The following is a 15,803-nucleotide window of genomic DNA, read 5'->3' as shown; positions in this document are numbered from 1 at the left end:
ATGCGACAACCGCGGAGCTCTACACCAACCAGGTCGTCGGCAGCATCAGATGTGTATAAGGGAGCGTGGGGCCCGTACGCGTCGTTGCGGGGCAGTGGCCGGGAGGAAGATGGGGGGTGGCAGGGCCGCGTCGCGGCTGCCGGGACTCAGATCGTTTCGCCGGCGTCGGCGAGGAGCGTGCTCCCCGTCATGAAGGCCGAGAGGTCGCTCGCGCAGAACAGCACCACACGGGCGATGTCGTCAGGGACGCCGAGCCGTCCGAGCGGGCCGGGCTTCATCACGGACATGAGCGACTCGGCGTCCAGAGAGACTCCGGCCTCGGCGGCTGCCGCCATGTTCCCCTCGGTCGGCACGTACGTCGGTGCGACGCCCAGGACCCGAATACCGAACGGAGCGAATTCGAGAGCGAGTTGCCGGATGATGCCGCGCACCGCGTGCTTGGAGCCGACGTAAGCGGCGAGCCCCGGGGCCGTACCGCGAAACCCGGCCGTGGAGACGACGTTGACGATGACGCCGCCGCTACCGGCCTCACGCATCCGGCGTGCGGCCTCCCGGGAGCCGAGGAAGACACCGCGCGCGTTCACGGCGAACACCTCGTCCCAGGTCGTCCCGGACATCTCAAGCGCGGGAACGCTGGGGAAGATCCCGGCGTTGTTGACCCAGATGTCGACCCCGCCGAGCTCCCGGACCGCGAGGTCGGCGGCCCCGACGACGCTTCTGGCGTCGGTGACGTCCACGTGGGCGCCCACCGCGCAGCCCGGGCGGCGGGCGTTGAGACCCTTGGCGACGGCAGTGGCGAGCTCCTGCTCGATGTCGGCGACGAGCACGTCCGCGCCCGCTTCGACCATGCGCTCGGCGATGGCCCGGCCCAGTCCGCGGCCCGCGCCGGTCACGACGGCCCGCCGCCCGCTGAGCGAGACGAGTTCGGCCAGGGACTGGGACGAGACGTCGGGTACGGATATCTGCACGATGTGTTGTCCTTCCGGTGGCGGGGCGGTCAGTTGAGCCCGCGACGGGCGGTCTCGCCCAGCCAGGCGAGGCTGGGCTTGGGGCGGCGCTCGAACGTCTCGCGGTCGACCTCGACCAGTCCGAACGTCGGCGCCCAGTGGCCCCACTCGTAGTTGTCCAGGAGGCTCCAGTGCAGGTAGCCACGTACATCGGCGCCGTCGCCGTCGGCGATCGCCGCCTGAAGGTGCTTCAGGGCCTCGGTGGTGTAGGCGATCCGGCGGGTGTCGTCGCCGGTGGCGATGCCGTTCTCGGTGACCAGGATCGGCATGCCGCCGGTGACCTCGGCGGTGTGCCGTACGGCGATGGCCAGCGCGTCGGGCCGGTAGGCGGTTCCGACGAGTGTGTTGTCCGGGTGCTGCGGGTGGGGCTCGATGCCGTCCGGGCCGACCCACTGGCTGGAGTACGACTGCACGCCCACGAAGTCGTCGCCGCGTGACCCCTCCAGGTAGAGGTCCTCCCAGACGTACTCACGCTCCCGCTTCTTCTCCTCGGCCCCCGGGCGGGCGACGAAGGCGCGGTTGGCGACCGTCCAGCCGACCTTGGCGCCGGTGCGCTCGCGCAGCAGGTCCCGGACGGCGTGGTGCGCCCCGACCAGCCGTTCGCCGATCTTCACATCCGGGGCCGGCGTCTTCGGCCGCGGACTCTCGTTGTCGAGGGTGGGGCTCATCCACGGGTCAGCCGCGTGCGGGTCGTCCTGCAACGCCCGTGCCATGCCGACCATGATGGCCAGCATGTTCGGCTCGTTCATGGTGACGACCCACTCGACGCCGTCGAGGATAGGGGTAACCGCCTCGGCGTATGCCCGGAACCGCTCGACGGCGCGGTCGCCGAGCCAGCCGCCTTCCTGGGTGAACCAGAGCGGGCTGGTGAAGTGGTGCAGGGTCACGACGGGCGTGAGGCCGAGTTCGAAGGCGGTCTCGATCATGCGCCGGTAGTGGGCGAGTTCGGCCCGCGAGATCATCCCGGGGACCGGCTCGATCCGTGCCCACTCGATGCCGAAGCGGTACGCGTTGAGGCCGGCGTCGGCGAGCAGCTGCATGTCCTCGCGGTACCGGTGGTAGCTGTCGCAGGCGTCGCCACTGCGCTCCATGCCGGGCGTGCGCCCCTCGCTCGCCCAGAAGTCGCTGTTGAGGTTGTTGCCCTCGATCTGGTGCGGCGCGGTGGAGGCTCCCCAGAGGAACCCGGGAGGGAATTCGGTCATCGTTGACTGCCTTCCTGAATGTCGGTGGTGGCGCTCCGGACGGCGCTGTTGCGGGTCTTACGGGTGCGGTGGGCAGCGCCGCTGCGCGAAGAGCGTGTTGTCCGGGCACGCCGCTCGGGAAGCGGAGTTCACGCGATGGCGGGTGTGCCGGACGGCGCGGTGGTGCCGGAGATCGACGGACGGAGTACGTGCGGGGGGCATCGAGCCGGGGCCTCGCAGCCGATGAGCCGCGACGGGGGGGGGGGGTGCTGCCGGTGCATGCGCAATGGATGGATTCCTTCGCCGGAGAGGAATGGGTTGAGGCCTCCGTGAGTGCGCCGGTGGTGGTACGTGGGGAGATGAGCACCAACCATTACCAAGTGGTTGGTTTTCGATGGGAACATAGACCGGGAGTGCAAGGGCATGGAAGGCCGCCGTTCGACTTCGTGATCAGAGCGTTATCTGGGAACCACTGCTCCAGCGCGGAGCGCATACGAAAGGAATCTGAGCCGTGGCCGAGGAGTACAGAAGTGCGTTGAGCCGCCGACACATGCTCGGCATCCTGACGGCGTGGCAGCCGGGGCCTCTCTCCCGCTCGCCGCCGCGCCCAGCGCCGCGGCGGCGAGCGCGGCGGCATCAGGCAGGAACGGTCAGCTGCGGCTCCTCGTCGTGGCGGGGCGGGAGCCGTGGGCAGCTTGTGATCCTGTGTTCTTGATGAAATTTGGTGTGCAGGTGTGTTGACCTCTGTTCGAGATCTCTTCTACTTTGCGGGAGCCACAGAGCCGCCGGCCTGCAGTCAAGGTTTCGCGGACACAACTGCACAGAAAGGGATGTCGTGCCACGAAAGAACCATCGCGGGACAGCTTGCCTGGGGGCGTTGCTGGCCGGCGCCACGGCATTCTGCGGAGCCCTCGCATCCCCCGCGTCCGCCGATTCCGCAGCCACCTCCGGCCACGCCTCGCCGCCGCCTGTCAGCGCGTTCCAAGGCGTCAACTGGGCCGACCCGCGCGACAACTTCGCCCACGACGCGGTCGTACCCTCGGGCCTGTCCACCTCCGACAGCTACGCCACGACCTACGCCAAGTCCCGGGCGATCATCGGCGGGTTCTCCAAGCTCGGCGCCAACACGGTCCGGCTCCCGGTCAACCCCAGCTCCGTGAACGGCCCCTTCTGGAAGTCGTACCGTGGCGCGATCGACGCCGCCACCGCCAAGGGCTTCAAGGTCATCCTGGGCTACTGGGAGGCCGACAACGCCAAGGACGGCAAGATCGACAACCAGGCCTCCTGGGACCGGATGTGGGCGCGGATCACTTCCGCCTACGGCCGCAACTCCAAGGTGTACTTCGAGCCGATGAACGAGCCGTTCGGCTACACCGCCCAGGAGTGGACCGACATCGCCGCGAAGTGGGTGACCACACACCGCAAGGTGCCCCGCGACCGGATGGTGATCGGAGGGTACAAGTACAGCGAGGACGTCAAGCCGGTGTGCGCCGACCCGCGCCTCAACGGCACGCGCATCGCCCTGCACAACTACGGCTTCTGGCACACCGACTGGACCAGCGTCGACCAGTGGAAGGCCGACTTCAAGGAGCGCATCGGCGACTGCGCCTCGCGCACCATCCTCGACGAGTTCGGCGCTTCCATGACCACCGGCCTGGACTACAACGGCCCGGTCAACGGCTCCCACGAGGTCGCCTACATCCAGGCCGCGACCGACATCATCCGGGAGATGGGCCTGGGCTCGGTCTACTGGCCCGGCCTGCGCAACGGTGACACCTACTCCCTCACCACCCTCCAGGGCACGGGCACCAAGCTCAGCCTGACGGTGAACAACCAGAGCGGGCTCGACCGCCTGCACTGGGCCTGGAAGAAGTAACAGCGGTGGGATAGCCGTGGTGTCCCTTTCCGGGGTCGGCGCCTCAGGGCAGCTGAACCCGGCAGGGGCACAACGGCGTTCAGCGGGGCGGGGCAGTCGTACTCCGGACGACGAGGTGGGGCGCGATGACCTGTTCCCCGACGGCGACGGTCTCGTCTGCGGTCTCATCGGCCTCGAGGCGTGCGATGGCCCGGCCGACCGCGAGTTGGGCGAGGCGGGGGATGTCCTGACCGACGGTGGTGAGGTCGATGTGGGCCAGGCGGGCCAGGTGGCTGTCGTCGAAGCCGACGACGGAGATGTCGTCGGGGACCGCGATGCCGCAGCGGAGGAAGACGTCGAGAACACCGGTGGCGCAGCGGTCGTTGAAGGCCAGTACGGCGGTGGGCCGCGGGCGGTCGGCCGACAGGGCGCGGGCGGCATCGGCACCGTCCTCCTCGGTGAGCCCGCCAGGGACGATGCGGATGTGTTCGGCCAGGCCGTGGCGGTTCATGGCGGTGCGGTAGCCGCGGCGCCGGTCGGCCGCACCCGGTGCGCGACCGCCGTCGATGTGGGCGATGTCGCGGTGGCCCAGCTCGACCAGGTGGTCCACCGCCTGCCGGGCGCCCTTGTCGTCGGCGGTCCGTACGACCTCCAGGCCCGGGATGGACGGCCGTAGCCGCCGGGCCACGGAGACGACCGGCACCTGCCCGGCCAGCTCTGCCAACCGCGCGGCCGGGGCCTGCGGGCCGAGCAGGATCAGCGCCTCGCAGCGGTCGTCGAGCAGCGTCTCGACGGCGCGCTGCTCGCCGCGCCCGGCGGCCACGGCGCTCAGCGCGATCTGATAGCCGGCCGGTTCGGCCGCCGCGTAGAGGCCCTCCACCAGGTCGGTGTGAAACGGATGCTGGAGGCCGAACTGCACCCCGAGCAGCCGGGAACGCTGGCTGCGCAGCAGCCGCGCCCGGGCGTCCGGACGGTAACCGATATCCCGCGCGGCCTGAAGGACGCGCTCGCGGGTGGCCGCGCTCGCGCCCTTCGCCTCGCGCATCACGATAGAGACCAGCGCCGTGGACACCCCCGCCCGCGCCGCCACGTCCGCGAGCGTCGGCCGCCTACCGTCGGGGACTCCTGAGCTCGCCGACACTCTGTCCTCCCTGGTCGGGCTCGTCTACTGGGCGTCGATTGTAAAACGTTCTAGCCTCATGTCGCGGCGGGGGAGTGCAGCCCGTGGCCGGTGAAGCAGCCTCTCGTCTCCGGTATGCACCGGCGCCGGATGGATGGGATGGCTGCGCGCCCGGGCCCTCACCCACCGGCTCCCGGCTCCCGGCATGCCACCTTTGCCGCCTCCTGCCCCGGACGCCGCGCGGAGCCGGGTGCGACCGGCTCGGCTGCGCCACTGCCGATAGGGATCGCGCGGAAGGCAGTCGTGGCCGACGGGGGGAATCACATCCGGGGCTGCTGCCGGTCTCGTCCGTAACTCAATGCCCGCCCCGAGCCGCGACGTTGCTCATTCGCCTTCAGGCTGCCAAGGATGCAACTGCTGCCGCCGCCGGCCTGAGCGCGGCGGCCTCGGCGACCAGCCGCGTGGGCGAGCGGCGCCGCCGCTCCGGACAAGACCGCGTGCGCTCAGTGCGACGACACCAACTGCACGGCCGCGGGGCTCTCCCGGAGGGCACCCACGCGGACGGCGCCGCCCGTCGCGATGGATCCGATCGCGGCGAGTGCGATGCCGAGCGCGGCCCGCGCGTCCTCACCGGTCACCGACGGGGTGCGCTTGTCGCGGACGCTGTCGGTGAATTCGGCCAATTCGGCGACGTAGGCCGTGCGGAAGAGGTCCTGGTCGTACGTGACGCACTCGGCGGCCGCCCCGGCCGGGCCGTATGCCGTGAGATGGGTGCGGCGGAGGTCGCCCATGGTGAGCATGCCGTTCGAGCCGAGGACCTCGGCGCGGACGTCATAGCCGTACACCGCTTGGAAGTTGGCCTCCGCGGTGGCGATGGCGCCGTTGTCGAAACGGATCGTCACCACGGCGGTGTCGAGCAGCCCTTGGTCCTTGAAGTCGGGCCGGACCACGGCGTCGGCCATCGCGAACACCTCGACGGGCTCTGATCCGGGGTTGAGGTGGCGCAGGAGGTCGAAGTCGTGGATGAGTGTCTCCAGGAAGATCGTCCACGGCGGGATGCGGGACGGGTCGTGCAGCTTGGGGTCGCGGGTGAGGGAGCGCAGCAGTTGCGGGGTGCCGACGTCTCCGGCGGTGATCTTCTCGTGGGCGGCGTGGAAGCCCGGGTCGAAGCGGCGGTTGAAGCCCACCTGGAGGGCTACGTCCGCTTCGCGCGCGGCGGCGATGGCGCGGTCGGCCTCGTCAAGGGTGATGGCCATCGGCTTCTCGCAGAAGACCGCCTTGCCGGCCCGCGCCGCCGCCTCGACCAGACCGGCATGGCTGCGGGCCGGAGTGACGATCACGACCGCCTCGATTTCCGGGTCGGCGAGCAGGTCACCGATCTCCGCGTACGCCTTGGAGCAGTCAAGGCGCGCGGCCAGCGCCTGGGCGGCGCCGGGCGCGGGATCGGCGATGGCGGCCAGCCGCACACCGGGCAGGCGGCGGGCCAGGGCCTCGGCGTGGAAGGAGCCCATGCGTCCGGCGCCGATGAGGCCGACCGCGAGGGACTGGAGGGAGGTCATGGCATGTGCTCCGTGATATGCGTCGTGGCTTGGGTGGTGGCGATTGCCGTTGAGCGTGGGTGCTGGGCGGGCGGATGTCCCGCGTACGTTCCGGTCAGAGGGTGAAGGCGGCCCGGAAGCGCTCCAGCGCGGCCTCGCTGTTGCTGTTGCTGTCGCCGGAGGCCCATGCCTCCATGGCGACGGTGCCCTCGTAACCGATGTCCGCCAGAGTCCGGGCGATGGCCGGGTAGTTGATCTCCCCGGTACCGGGTTCGCAGCGGCCTGGTACGTCCGCCACCTGGATCTCCCCGATGAGTCCCGCGCCGTGGGCGCTGCGGACCAGCTCGATCAGGTTCCCCTCGCCGATCTGGGCGTGGTACAGGTCCAGGTTCATGCGCAGCCCCGGCCGGTTCACGGCGGCGACCAGCGCGAGGGTGTCGGCGGCCTTCGCGAAGGGCACGCCCGGGTGGTCGACCGCGGTGTTCAGGTTCTCCAGGGTGAAGGTGACCCCGGCGCTCTCGCCGAGCTCGGCGATCCGCGTGAGAGTGCGCTGCGCGGCCATCCACATCGCGCCGCTGGGTTCCCCGGACACCGGCACCACGGGCAGCCCCTGGCCGTCCAGCCCGGTTCCGTGGAGGTTCAGCCGGGGGCAGCCCAGGTGCTCGGCGGCCTTGAGTGACTCCTCGGCCGTGCGCAGCAGTTCGGCGGCGCCGTCCTCATCGGTGAGGCTGCCGCTCACGTACCCCGTCATGGAGACGAACTCGGCGGGAGTCCGGGCGAGGGCGTCGAGATCGTGCTTCGTCCAGTCCCAGATCTCGACCTGGAAGCCGGCCTCGTGAATGCGCCGGGCCCGCTCCTCGATCGGCAGATCACGGAAGACCATCTCCGCGCAGACCGCCAGTGCGTACGTCGCGGCTCGCATCGCGGCTCTCCTCTCTCCGGACACCCGGAGAACTAGAACGTTCTATATCCTCTCAGCAGTACGCCAGCCGCCGCAGGGCTCTGTCAAGTGCCCGTCGGACACAGGAGGTGTAACGTTCTAGTCGCGAGATGATCGGCCCTTGACGCTGCCCTGCGTCAAACCGGAACGCCAAAAGCGCCCAGGACGAGCAACGCGGCGACCAGCGGGAGGATCGAGAGGAACGCGCCGCTCACCGTGAGCTGGTAGAGCTCGGGATTGTGGTCGGCCGCCGACGGCGCGTTCACCGAATGGTGAGTCACCGTAGAGCCACCGCACCCCACGCCCAAGGAGAACCTGTGCCTATGAACCTGGTGGAATCGCTCCGAACCCACCGCCTGCTCGCGATCGTGCGCGGCAAGGACCCCGCCGCGGCATTGCGCACCGTACGCACCCTCGCCGAAGAGGGCATCGCGGCCATCGAGGTCTCGCTGACCACCGCCGACGCCCTCTCCGTGATCGGGCAGGCCCGCACCGAACTGGGCCCCGACGCACTCCTCGGCGCCGGAACCGCCCGGTCGGCCGCGGACGCCGCCCGCGCAGTGGACGCCGGAGCCTCGTACCTCGTCACCCCGGCACTGGTCGACGGGCTGGAGCCGTACGGCGTACCCGTGCTGATGGGCGCGCTGACACCGAGCGAGATCGAAGTCGCCCTCGCACGGGGCGCCGACGCGATCAAACTCTTCCCCGGCTCCCTCGGCGGCCCCGGCTATCTGCGGGCCCTGCGCGACCCCTTCCCCGACGTGCCCTTCGTGCCCGTCGGCGGAGTGGACGCACAGGCCGCCCGCGCGTACCTGGACTTCGGTGCCATCGCCGTCGGCGTCGGATCCCCACTCGTCGGGGACGCCGCCGACGGCGGAGACCTGGCCCAACTCCGCGCCCGCGCGGCCGAGTTCCGCAGGGTGGCCGCGGGGGAGACGCCGTGACGACAGCGGACCGCCAGGCGTCGCCCGACGTGGTGACCTTCGGCGAGACGATGGCGGCCATGCGGGCCCACGGCGCGCTGCGGCTCGGCGGCAGTCTCGGCCTGTCCGTGGCGGGAGCCGAGTCCAACGTCGCGATCGGTCTCGCCAGGCTCGGGCACCGGGTGCGCTGGGCCGGCCGGGTCGGTGCGGACGAACTCGGCGCACTGGTCCTGCGCACGCTCCGCGCCGAAGGCATCGACACCACATACGCGGTCACCGACGACACCGGCCGGCCCACGGGGCTGCTGCTGACCGAACCCCGCCTGGGCACCCTGACCAGGGTCAGCTATTACCGTGCCGGTTCGGCGGGTTCGGCCGTGTCACCGGCCGACGTACTGCCGGCACTGGCCTCGGGAGCCCGCGTCCTGCATCTGACCGGCATCACGCCCGCGCTCAGTCCGTCGGCGGCCGAGGCCGTCCTCACCGCTGCCACGAAAGCCCGCGACGCCGGCATCACCGTATGCCTCGACGTCAACTACCGCTCCCGGCTGTGGACCGCTGACCGCGCCCGCACCGTCCTCCGGCCGATGACGGCCCACACCGACCTGCTCATCGCCTCCGAGGACGAGCTGCCGCTGCTACTGGAACGGCCCGACGCGGATGAGTCGGAGGCCGTGCAGAGCCTCCTGGCCGCAGGCGTCGGAGAGGTGGTCATCAAGCGTGGCGCACGCGGCGCGACAAGCTTCACCGCCGACGGGGCAACCGACTGCGCGGCGCGACAGGTCGACGCCGTCGATCTGGTCGGCGCCGGCGACGCCTTCGTGGCCGGATACCTGTCCGGACTCCTGGGCGGCACGGACACCCCGGCCCGACTGCACCGAGCCGTCACCACCGCGGCCTTCGCCGTCGCCACGCGGGGCGACTGGGAGGGCCTCCCGACGCAGGACGAACTCGGCCTGTTCGACCAGCCAGACGGTACGACCATCCGCTGAACCAGGAGACTGACCATGACACCCACGGCAGTGCCGACGGTGCTCGTCGTGGACGGAGGGTACGAACTCGCCGAGGGCGGCCGCTGGTTCGACGGCCGGTACGTGTACGTCGACATCCTCAGCGGCCGGCTCGTCGAACTGCGCGACGACGCCGGAACGGCGGCCCCACGCCAACTGGCCGAACTCGACGCGCCGTTGGGCGCGGTCGCGCCGGTGGACGACCGGCCGGACGCGTGGATCGCCGCCGCGGGCACCGGCATCGCGCTACTCACCGCCGACGGCCCACCCCAATGGCTGGCCACCCTGAGGACCGCACCCCGCTCCCCAGCCCCATGAACGACGACGTTCCCGACCCCGTCGGCCGCTTCCTGATGCCCGCCGTATCCGCTCCTACCGCACTTCCGCGGTTTCGGCACCGTTGGGCGGCGGTGGCCGGCCTGCTGGTGTTGTCTCCGATCAGCGCGGAGTACCTCGTTGGCTACGGCGAAAGCACAGGTCGGCCCTTGGAACTGCTGGCGGGCCTGCTCATCCTCGCGCCGCTCTATGGAACCGTCGCGGTGCTCATTCGCGAGATCACTCGGCGCACCGGTCGCGGCTGGCCGACGATCCTGCTGTTGAGCGCGGCCTTCGGGGTGATCCAGGCCGGCTTGATCGATCAGAGCCTGTTCGACAATGAGGTCGACGCCGATGACCCCGACTGGGCGACCCAGGCGCTGGTCACCCTCATCCCGGGCCTGGGGGTCGATGCGGCGAGCATACTGAACTACGTCGGAGGGCATGTGATCTGGAGTTTCGCCGCTCCGATCGCGGTGGTCGAATCCTGTGCCCCGCGCATCGCGAACCGGGGGTGGCTGGGCACGGTCGGCGTCGGCGTCCTGGTGCTGCTGTGGGCGCTGAGCGCTCTGTTGGTCTTCAACGACACGGCAGCGGACTCCACCGCCGGCCCGGCGCAGCTGATCGGCGCGGCCGTGGTTGCCAGCGCCTTGATCGTCACCGCCTTCATCGTTCGGCCTACGAGGGCCCAGTCGTGTGCGAAGGCGCCGTCGGGGTGGCTGGTCGGCGGTGTCACAGGGGTCGCATGGGGTGTCAATCAGCTGCTGCCGACGAACTGGACGGGGGTAACGGTGAACGCGGTCGCCATGGTCGTACTCGGTTGGCTGCTGCTGCGTTGGTCGCGCCGCCAGGGCTGGGGCCGTCGGCACGTACTGGCCGCTGCGGGCAGTGCTCTCGTCGTCCGTGCCGGGCTGTCCTTCCTGGTCGAACCGCTCGGCGGCAACGTGGACGGCACGGTGAAGTACGCGGTGAACGCCGCGATGCTCGGTGGTGTTGTCGCCCTTCTCCTCATGGCCGCCCACCGTCTGCGTCGAGGGGAGCCGAGCGCATGCTGACCGTCCGCGGCATCTCCTACCTGGTCGGCGAGGCGAGCACCGATGATGTGCGGCGGGACCTGGAGGTCATCGCCCGGAATCTGCATTGCACCACGGTGATGCTCATCGGCGGCGACGGGAAGCGGTTGATCGATGCCGCCCGCACCGCCCTCGAGACCGGTCTCGGCGTCTACATCCGGCCCAGCGTTCCCGAACTGCCGCAGCCGAAGCTCCTGGAGCACCTGGACGCCGTCGCCGAGGCGGCCGAAGAACTTCGCCTGGAACACCCGGACCGGGTGACGCTCCTGGTCGGAAGCGAGTTCTCCCACACCGTGCCCGGCATCGTCCCCGGACCTCGGTCGTTCCTGCGCCTGAAGCTCATCGTGCGTTTCCACCGCGTGCTGCGGCGCAGGATCGACCGGCGGCTCCACCAGCTGCTCACCACCGCCGTGACCACCGCGCGGCGCCGCTTCGGCGGGCCGGTCACCTACTCCGCGGCCGGGTGGGAACACGTCGACTGGTCGCTGTTCGACCTGGTCGGCGTCAGCCTCTACCGCTCCGGCCGTAACCACCCCACCTACATCGACCGCCTGCGCAGCCTGGTTCGCGACCACGACAAGCCCGTCGTCATCACCGAGTTCGGGTGCGGTGCCTTCACCGGAGCCGACCAGCGGGGAGCCGGTGCCTTCTGGATCGTCAACTGGTTCGCCACACCCCCACGCATCCGCGGCGACCACCCCCGCAACGAGGCCGTCCAGGCCCGCTATCTCGGTGAACTCATCGACCAGTACGACACGGAGGGCGTGCACGGCTGCTTCGTCTTCACCTTCGCCATGCCCGACTTCCCGCATCACGACGACCCTCGTCTCGACCTCGACAAGGCCGGCTTCGGGGTCATGGCGGTGACCGGCGCAGGTGCGTGCAAACCCAAGGAGGCATTCCACGAGGTCGCGCGGCGCTACGGCGACATAGCCGTGGCGGAATGACCGCGTGAGATCAGCGGCCAGGCATCCGGCACCGAACCCCGCACCTCAAACCAGCGACGTGGATCCAAGGCCAACCGTGCACGGCATCTGGAGCACCAGCGTTGCTGCTTCGCGTCGAGATTTTCACACCCTGTGATCGCTGAGTGTTGGCCACAGCCGCCGACAAACGCTGCTCGCTCCCACCCACTTACAGAGCCACGTGTCTTTGTTCGGGTACGTGTAGGAGGCGCCCTCCAGGCGGATCTGCCGCGGGGGCTTGGCCTGCGTGGTGCCGCGGGCCGTAGTCATGGACTGCCGCCGCCGACGTGACCCGGCTGTGCGGGGAACCCACGCTCGGACACCTGCGGGCCGCCCTGTCCATCCCGCTCACCTCTGTTCGTCGCCCGCGAACCAGAGGTGTGCCAACGCTCGGACACAGACCGCATCCAGCTCCTGGACCGGCTGGGCAGCGCCTCCTACAACGCCGCGCACCTCACCGGCGACACGAAGCCGGACGAAGTAGAGGTGGCCGCCTGCCGGCTGAGCGAGCTTCAGCCCGCCGGACAGGATCCGCTGTTTGACTTCCTCCCCCTCGTGAACGAGGGGGATTCCTACGGCTCGCGCCGTGGGGTTTTCTGCTTCACCGCCGACTGCCCGCCCGGAGTTCTCCGTTGAGGTCTTACACCGGCTCCACAGACAGACACCGCCAGCCCGGCGGCCAGAAGGTTCTCAGCGGCGTTCACGTCCCGGTCATGGGCCGTGCCGCAACTGCCGCACGTCCAGGTACGGACGCCCAGCGGCATCGCCTCAGCGAGGCTGCCGCAGGTCGAGCACAGCTTGGAGGAGGGGAAGAAGCGGTCCACCGCGATGACTTCCCGCCCGTACCAGGCGGCCTTGTACTCCAGCATGCTCCGGAACTGGGCCCACGCGGCATCACTGATGGCGCGGGCCAGGCTCCGGTTTTTGACCATGTTGCGTACGGTCAGGTCCTCGATCACGAGCGTTTGGTTTTCACGCACGAGTCGAGTGGTCAGCTTGTGCAGCACATCGCGCCTGCGGTCGGCGATCCGGGCGTGGATCTTGGCGACCTTCTGGCGGGCCTTGCGCCGGTTGGCGCCCTCGCCCTTGGCTTTGCGGGACAGCTCCCGCTGAGCCTTGGCCAGGCGCTCGCGGTCGCGGCGCTCGTGTCGCGGGTTGGCGATCTTCGTCGCGGAACCGGAAAGCCGACGAGGTGTACTCCGCGCTCGCCCGGGAGGTCTTCTTCGCCTTGAAGCGGGGGTACTTGGCGCGTTTGGCGAAGAATTTCGCGAAGGCGCTCTGCAGGTGCCGCAGTGCCTGCTGCAGCGGGACCGAGGAGACCTCGTTGAGGTAGGCCAGTTCCTCGGTCTTCTTCCACGCCGTCAGCAGGGCCGAGGTCTGGTTGTAGTTGACCCGTTCCTGCCTGGCCCACGCCTCAGTTCGGGCGGCGAGGGCCATGTTGTAGACCTTGCGCACGCATCCGAAGGTGCGCGACAGCTCGGCTGCCTGCGCATCGGTCGGATAGAAGCGGTACTTGAAGGCCCGCTTCACGTGAGTGGCCATGGCTCACAAACTAGCACCTCAACTCGTGAACTCGTGCGGGTGGTTGATGGTGGACGCCGATCCGCCCAGGAGGCGAATCGGCTCTCCTTGCCCTGCTCCGCAGGAGTCCGTTTCCTCCCCCGTCTGAAGGCGGGGGTATCCACGGAGGAATCCCGATGAAGCGATCCTGGAGCCGCTGCGTTCTGGGCAGGTACAGCGGGAATCTGACCGTCAGATCGAGAACCAAATGAAGCTTCACTGAAGCTCGCAGCCACGGAGTGTCACGGAGTCCACGTCGGTTTCCGAAGCTCGATCGCCGGTTACCGGAAAGTCATATTCGGCGCGGTACGGCTCCGTCCTGCCAGCGGTAGAGGTCGCGCAGCAGGGAAATCTCGGCGCCGTGATGGATCAGCTCCCTGTTGACGTGCAGGACGATGCCCTCCATGGGAAACCGCTCGGGACCCACCGTGGGTGGATTCTCCAGGTCGGCGTCCGAGAGCTCGCGGACCCCCGCGTTCCATCTCCCATACATCTCATCGAGCTGTTTTAGCGCCTCGTCAGCGGTCCCCGCGTAGGCGAATGTCTGGGAGTCGACGTCCTGGCGGCCGAAGTGCCATCCGACCCGATAGCCCAGGCAGGAGACGATGATGTGCGCCAGCCGCCAGGCAATCGTGGTCACCGGCGCCGGCACCGGGTCAGGGGACGCGGAGTCCATCGTCCATTCCCCCGAACCTGCCGACATCGGTGCGGCTGACGTGCCACGTGGGCGGATGCTCCAGCAGCCGCGCACCGGCTCCCAGAAGTACTCCTCATCGGCAAGACCGTGCAGCCGCGGCCGCAGATTCTTGTGCCAGTGCCGGTCCAGCTGGTCCGCGATTCGCTCGCTTCTTGTCATTTCCGCACACTACATACAGCAAAAATCTGGCTGCGACTGCATAGGGAGATGTCGCCGGGGGCTGATGTACCCTTCGGGCCGCGCCGCCGCTCGACGCCGACGCGGTCTTTCACCTCGCCGCCATCCCAGGCGTACGCCCTTCCTGAGGGCGGAGATTCGACACGTATCTCGCTGCGAACATCAAGACCGTGCAGCGCGTCATGGACACGGCATCCCGCCTCCGCGTCCGGCGGGTCGTCCTCGCTTCCTCAGCCAGCGTGTACGGAGCGACCGACGGTTCGCCAAGCCTGGAGACCGACCGCCCCGGCCCGCTCTCGCCCTACGCCGTCACACAACTCGCCGCCGAGCAACTGTGCCTGGCGCACGCGGCCCGTCCCGGAGCGGCAGCCAGTGTCATCGTCCTCCGCTACTCCACCGTGTACGGCCCACGTCAACGCCCCGACATGCTGATCCACCGCGTCCTGACCTCGGCTCTTGGCCAGACCCCACTGCGCCTGTTCGGCAACGGCCACCAGCAGCGGGACTTCACCTACGTCGACGACGCCGTACGCGTCACCATCGCGGCAGCCCTGGCCCCCATAGCCAACACCGTGATCAACGTGGGTGGCGGGACGAGCAGGTCCATCGCCGACGTACTCGACGTCGCCCACCAGCTCACCGGCCGCCCGGTGCCCGTCGTACGGTCCGCAGCTGCGGCCGGCGACGCCCCGGCCACACTCGCCGATATCCCGCAGGCCCGTGAGTTGCTCGGCTGGAAGCCGGAAGTCCCGCTTGTGGACGGCATGAAAATGCAACTCCGCCACCTGAGGAAGTCGGGCTGATGCCACGTCGTGCCGTCGCCGTCACCCCGTGCCGCTATGGCTCAACGCGCTTCCCCGGCAAACCCCTGGCCATGCTGGCCGGAATGCCACTGCTGTTGCACGTGTACCAACGGTGCCTCAGCGCCGAGCGCATCGACGAGACGGTCATAGCCACGGACGACGAGCGGATAGCCGACGTCTGCACACGTCCTGGCATCCCGTACCGGATGACTGGCGAACACCCCACCCCACCGGAACGGATCGGGTGGCCGAGCGTGCCGCGTTCTTGGAGGCCGACGTCATCGTCAATGTCCAAGGCGACGAACCCTTCATCTCGCCGACCGCCATCGAGGCGATCGCTGCCGTACTCCTGACATCCACAACCACGCATGCTGTCGCGAACGCGTATACCGAAGTCGATTCTCCGGCCGCCGTGATCGACCACAACGTGATCAAGGCGACCCTTCGTCAGAACGGCACAGCACTTGCCTTCTCCCGCCACCCATCCCCTATCCGAAGGGCGCACGGCCGACCTAAGGGCTGTCCCGTAAGTGCTGGTCACGGGTGAGATGATCTTGTCGTGTCTGGTGTGATCACGGCGTCGGAGCCGTCCTGGATAGCCCCGTTCACCGGGCTGAGCCCTCGTCAGTTCGGCAAGCT

14 protein-coding genes and 4 pseudogenes are annotated in these 15,803 nt (G+C 69.3%); 10 read left to right on the top strand and 8 right to left on the bottom strand.

Features of this window, described 5'->3' with window-relative positions:
* Window positions 1–146: 146 nt before the first annotated feature.
* Both G6048_RS39845 and G6048_RS39840 read right to left on the bottom strand, forming a co-directional pair.
* The gene (locus G6048_RS39845) at window positions 147–968 is read right to left on the bottom strand and encodes an SDR family NAD(P)-dependent oxidoreductase (protein ID WP_165344485.1); all 822 of its coding nucleotides are present in this window, start codon (window positions 966–968) and stop codon (window positions 147–149) included.
* 29 nt (window positions 969–997) lie between these two features.
* Complete coding sequence (locus G6048_RS39840; protein ID WP_165344484.1) at window positions 998–2,209, bottom strand: glycoside hydrolase family 1 protein; 1,212 nt, start codon at window positions 2,207–2,209, stop codon at window positions 998–1,000.
* An 814-nt stretch (window positions 2,210–3,023) separates the two neighbouring features.
* Between G6048_RS39840 and G6048_RS39835 the strand changes: the two genes are divergently transcribed.
* Window positions 3,024–4,064 (top strand): glycoside hydrolase family 5 protein, encoded by a 1,041-nt coding sequence (locus G6048_RS39835; RefSeq protein WP_165344483.1) that lies wholly within the window; start codon window positions 3,024–3,026, stop codon window positions 4,062–4,064.
* A 79-nt stretch (window positions 4,065–4,143) separates the two neighbouring features.
* Here G6048_RS39835 and G6048_RS39830 read toward each other — a convergent pair whose 3' ends face one another.
* From G6048_RS39830 to G6048_RS39815, 4 genes are all read right to left on the bottom strand, one after another.
* Window positions 4,144–5,184 carry a LacI family DNA-binding transcriptional regulator gene (locus G6048_RS39830; protein ID WP_165344482.1) on the bottom strand — a complete coding sequence of 347 codons (1,041 nt, stop codon included), beginning with the start codon at window positions 5,182–5,184 and terminating at the stop codon, window positions 4,144–4,146.
* Between the two features lie 482 nt (window positions 5,185–5,666).
* Window positions 5,667–6,722, bottom strand: coding sequence for a Gfo/Idh/MocA family oxidoreductase (locus G6048_RS39825; RefSeq protein WP_165344481.1), 1,056 nt, complete (start codon window positions 6,720–6,722; stop codon window positions 5,667–5,669).
* A 94-nt stretch (window positions 6,723–6,816) separates the two neighbouring features.
* Window positions 6,817–7,623: a TIM barrel protein gene (locus tag G6048_RS39820; protein WP_165344480.1), complete on the bottom strand. Its 807-nt coding sequence runs from the start codon at window positions 7,621–7,623 to the stop codon at window positions 6,817–6,819.
* A gap of 155 nt (window positions 7,624–7,778) precedes the next feature.
* On the bottom strand, window positions 7,779–7,922 hold the full coding sequence (locus G6048_RS39815) for a hypothetical protein (protein WP_165344479.1): 144 nt from the start codon (window positions 7,920–7,922) through the stop codon (window positions 7,779–7,781).
* Window positions 7,923–7,964: 42 nt separating this feature from the next.
* On the opposite strand from G6048_RS39815, the gene G6048_RS39810 reads away from it, so the two are divergent.
* From G6048_RS39810 to G6048_RS39790, 5 genes are read left to right on the top strand one after another with little or no spacing between them, the layout of a single operon-like run.
* A complete protein-coding gene (locus G6048_RS39810; protein ID WP_165344478.1) occupies window positions 7,965–8,585 on the top strand; it encodes a bifunctional 4-hydroxy-2-oxoglutarate aldolase/2-dehydro-3-deoxy-phosphogluconate aldolase in 621 nt (206 codons plus the stop codon).
* Window positions 8,586–8,635: 50 nt separating this feature from the next.
* Window positions 8,636–9,556 (top strand): sugar kinase, encoded by a 921-nt coding sequence (locus G6048_RS39805; RefSeq protein WP_206342714.1) that lies wholly within the window; start codon window positions 8,636–8,638, stop codon window positions 9,554–9,556.
* A 15-nt stretch (window positions 9,557–9,571) separates the two neighbouring features.
* Complete coding sequence (locus G6048_RS39800) at window positions 9,572–9,892, top strand: SMP-30/gluconolactonase/LRE family protein (protein WP_235990939.1); 321 nt, start codon at window positions 9,572–9,574, stop codon at window positions 9,890–9,892.
* Entirely contained in the window at window positions 9,889–10,944 is a 1,056-nt protein-coding gene (locus G6048_RS39795) for a hypothetical protein (protein WP_235990938.1), read from the top strand. Before G6048_RS39800 ends, G6048_RS39795 begins: the two co-directional genes overlap by 4 nt.
* Window positions 10,938–11,909, top strand: a complete 972-nt coding sequence (locus G6048_RS39790) for a glycoside hydrolase family 113 (protein ID WP_165344477.1) — start codon at window positions 10,938–10,940, stop codon at window positions 11,907–11,909. The genes G6048_RS39795 and G6048_RS39790 overlap by 7 nt, the downstream gene beginning before the upstream one ends.
* A 590-nt stretch (window positions 11,910–12,499) precedes the next feature.
* On the opposite strand, the pseudogene G6048_RS39785 reads toward G6048_RS39790, so the two are convergent.
* Together G6048_RS39785 and G6048_RS39780 are read right to left on the bottom strand one after the other, a co-directional pair.
* Window positions 12,500–13,469, bottom strand: a pseudogene (locus G6048_RS39785) (RNA-guided endonuclease TnpB family protein).
* A 310-nt stretch (window positions 13,470–13,779) separates the two neighbouring features.
* Window positions 13,780–14,343 (bottom strand): DinB family protein, encoded by a 564-nt coding sequence (locus tag G6048_RS39780; protein WP_165344476.1) that lies wholly within the window; start codon window positions 14,341–14,343, stop codon window positions 13,780–13,782.
* A gap of 164 nt (window positions 14,344–14,507) precedes the next feature.
* Between G6048_RS39780 and G6048_RS39775 the strand changes: the two are divergent.
* The 4 genes and pseudogenes from G6048_RS39775 to G6048_RS39760 form a co-directional block, all read left to right on the top strand.
* Window positions 14,508–15,164 (top strand): annotated as a pseudogene (locus tag G6048_RS39775) (NAD-dependent epimerase/dehydratase family protein); the annotation flags it as partial.
* A pseudogene (locus G6048_RS52110) lies at window positions 15,164–15,364 on the top strand (cytidylyltransferase domain-containing protein); the annotation flags it as partial. The pseudogenes G6048_RS39775 and G6048_RS52110, both read left to right, overlap by 1 nt.
* The gene (locus G6048_RS50415; protein WP_408056219.1) at window positions 15,277–15,711 is read left to right on the top strand and encodes a cytidylyltransferase domain-containing protein; all 435 of its coding nucleotides are present in this window, start codon (window positions 15,277–15,279) and stop codon (window positions 15,709–15,711) included. The pseudogene G6048_RS52110 and the gene G6048_RS50415, both read left to right, overlap by 88 nt.
* Before the next feature lie 12 nt (window positions 15,712–15,723).
* Window positions 15,724–15,803 (top strand): annotated as a pseudogene (locus tag G6048_RS39760) (IS5/IS1182 family transposase); the annotation flags it as partial.

The organism is Streptomyces ureilyticus (genome assembly GCF_011045025.1).
Lineage (GTDB): Bacteria > Actinomycetota > Actinomycetes > Streptomycetales > Streptomycetaceae > Streptomyces > Streptomyces ureilyticus.
The sequence above is the reverse complement of the archived record's forward strand: the minus strand, read 5'-3'. Positions and strand labels throughout refer to the sequence as shown.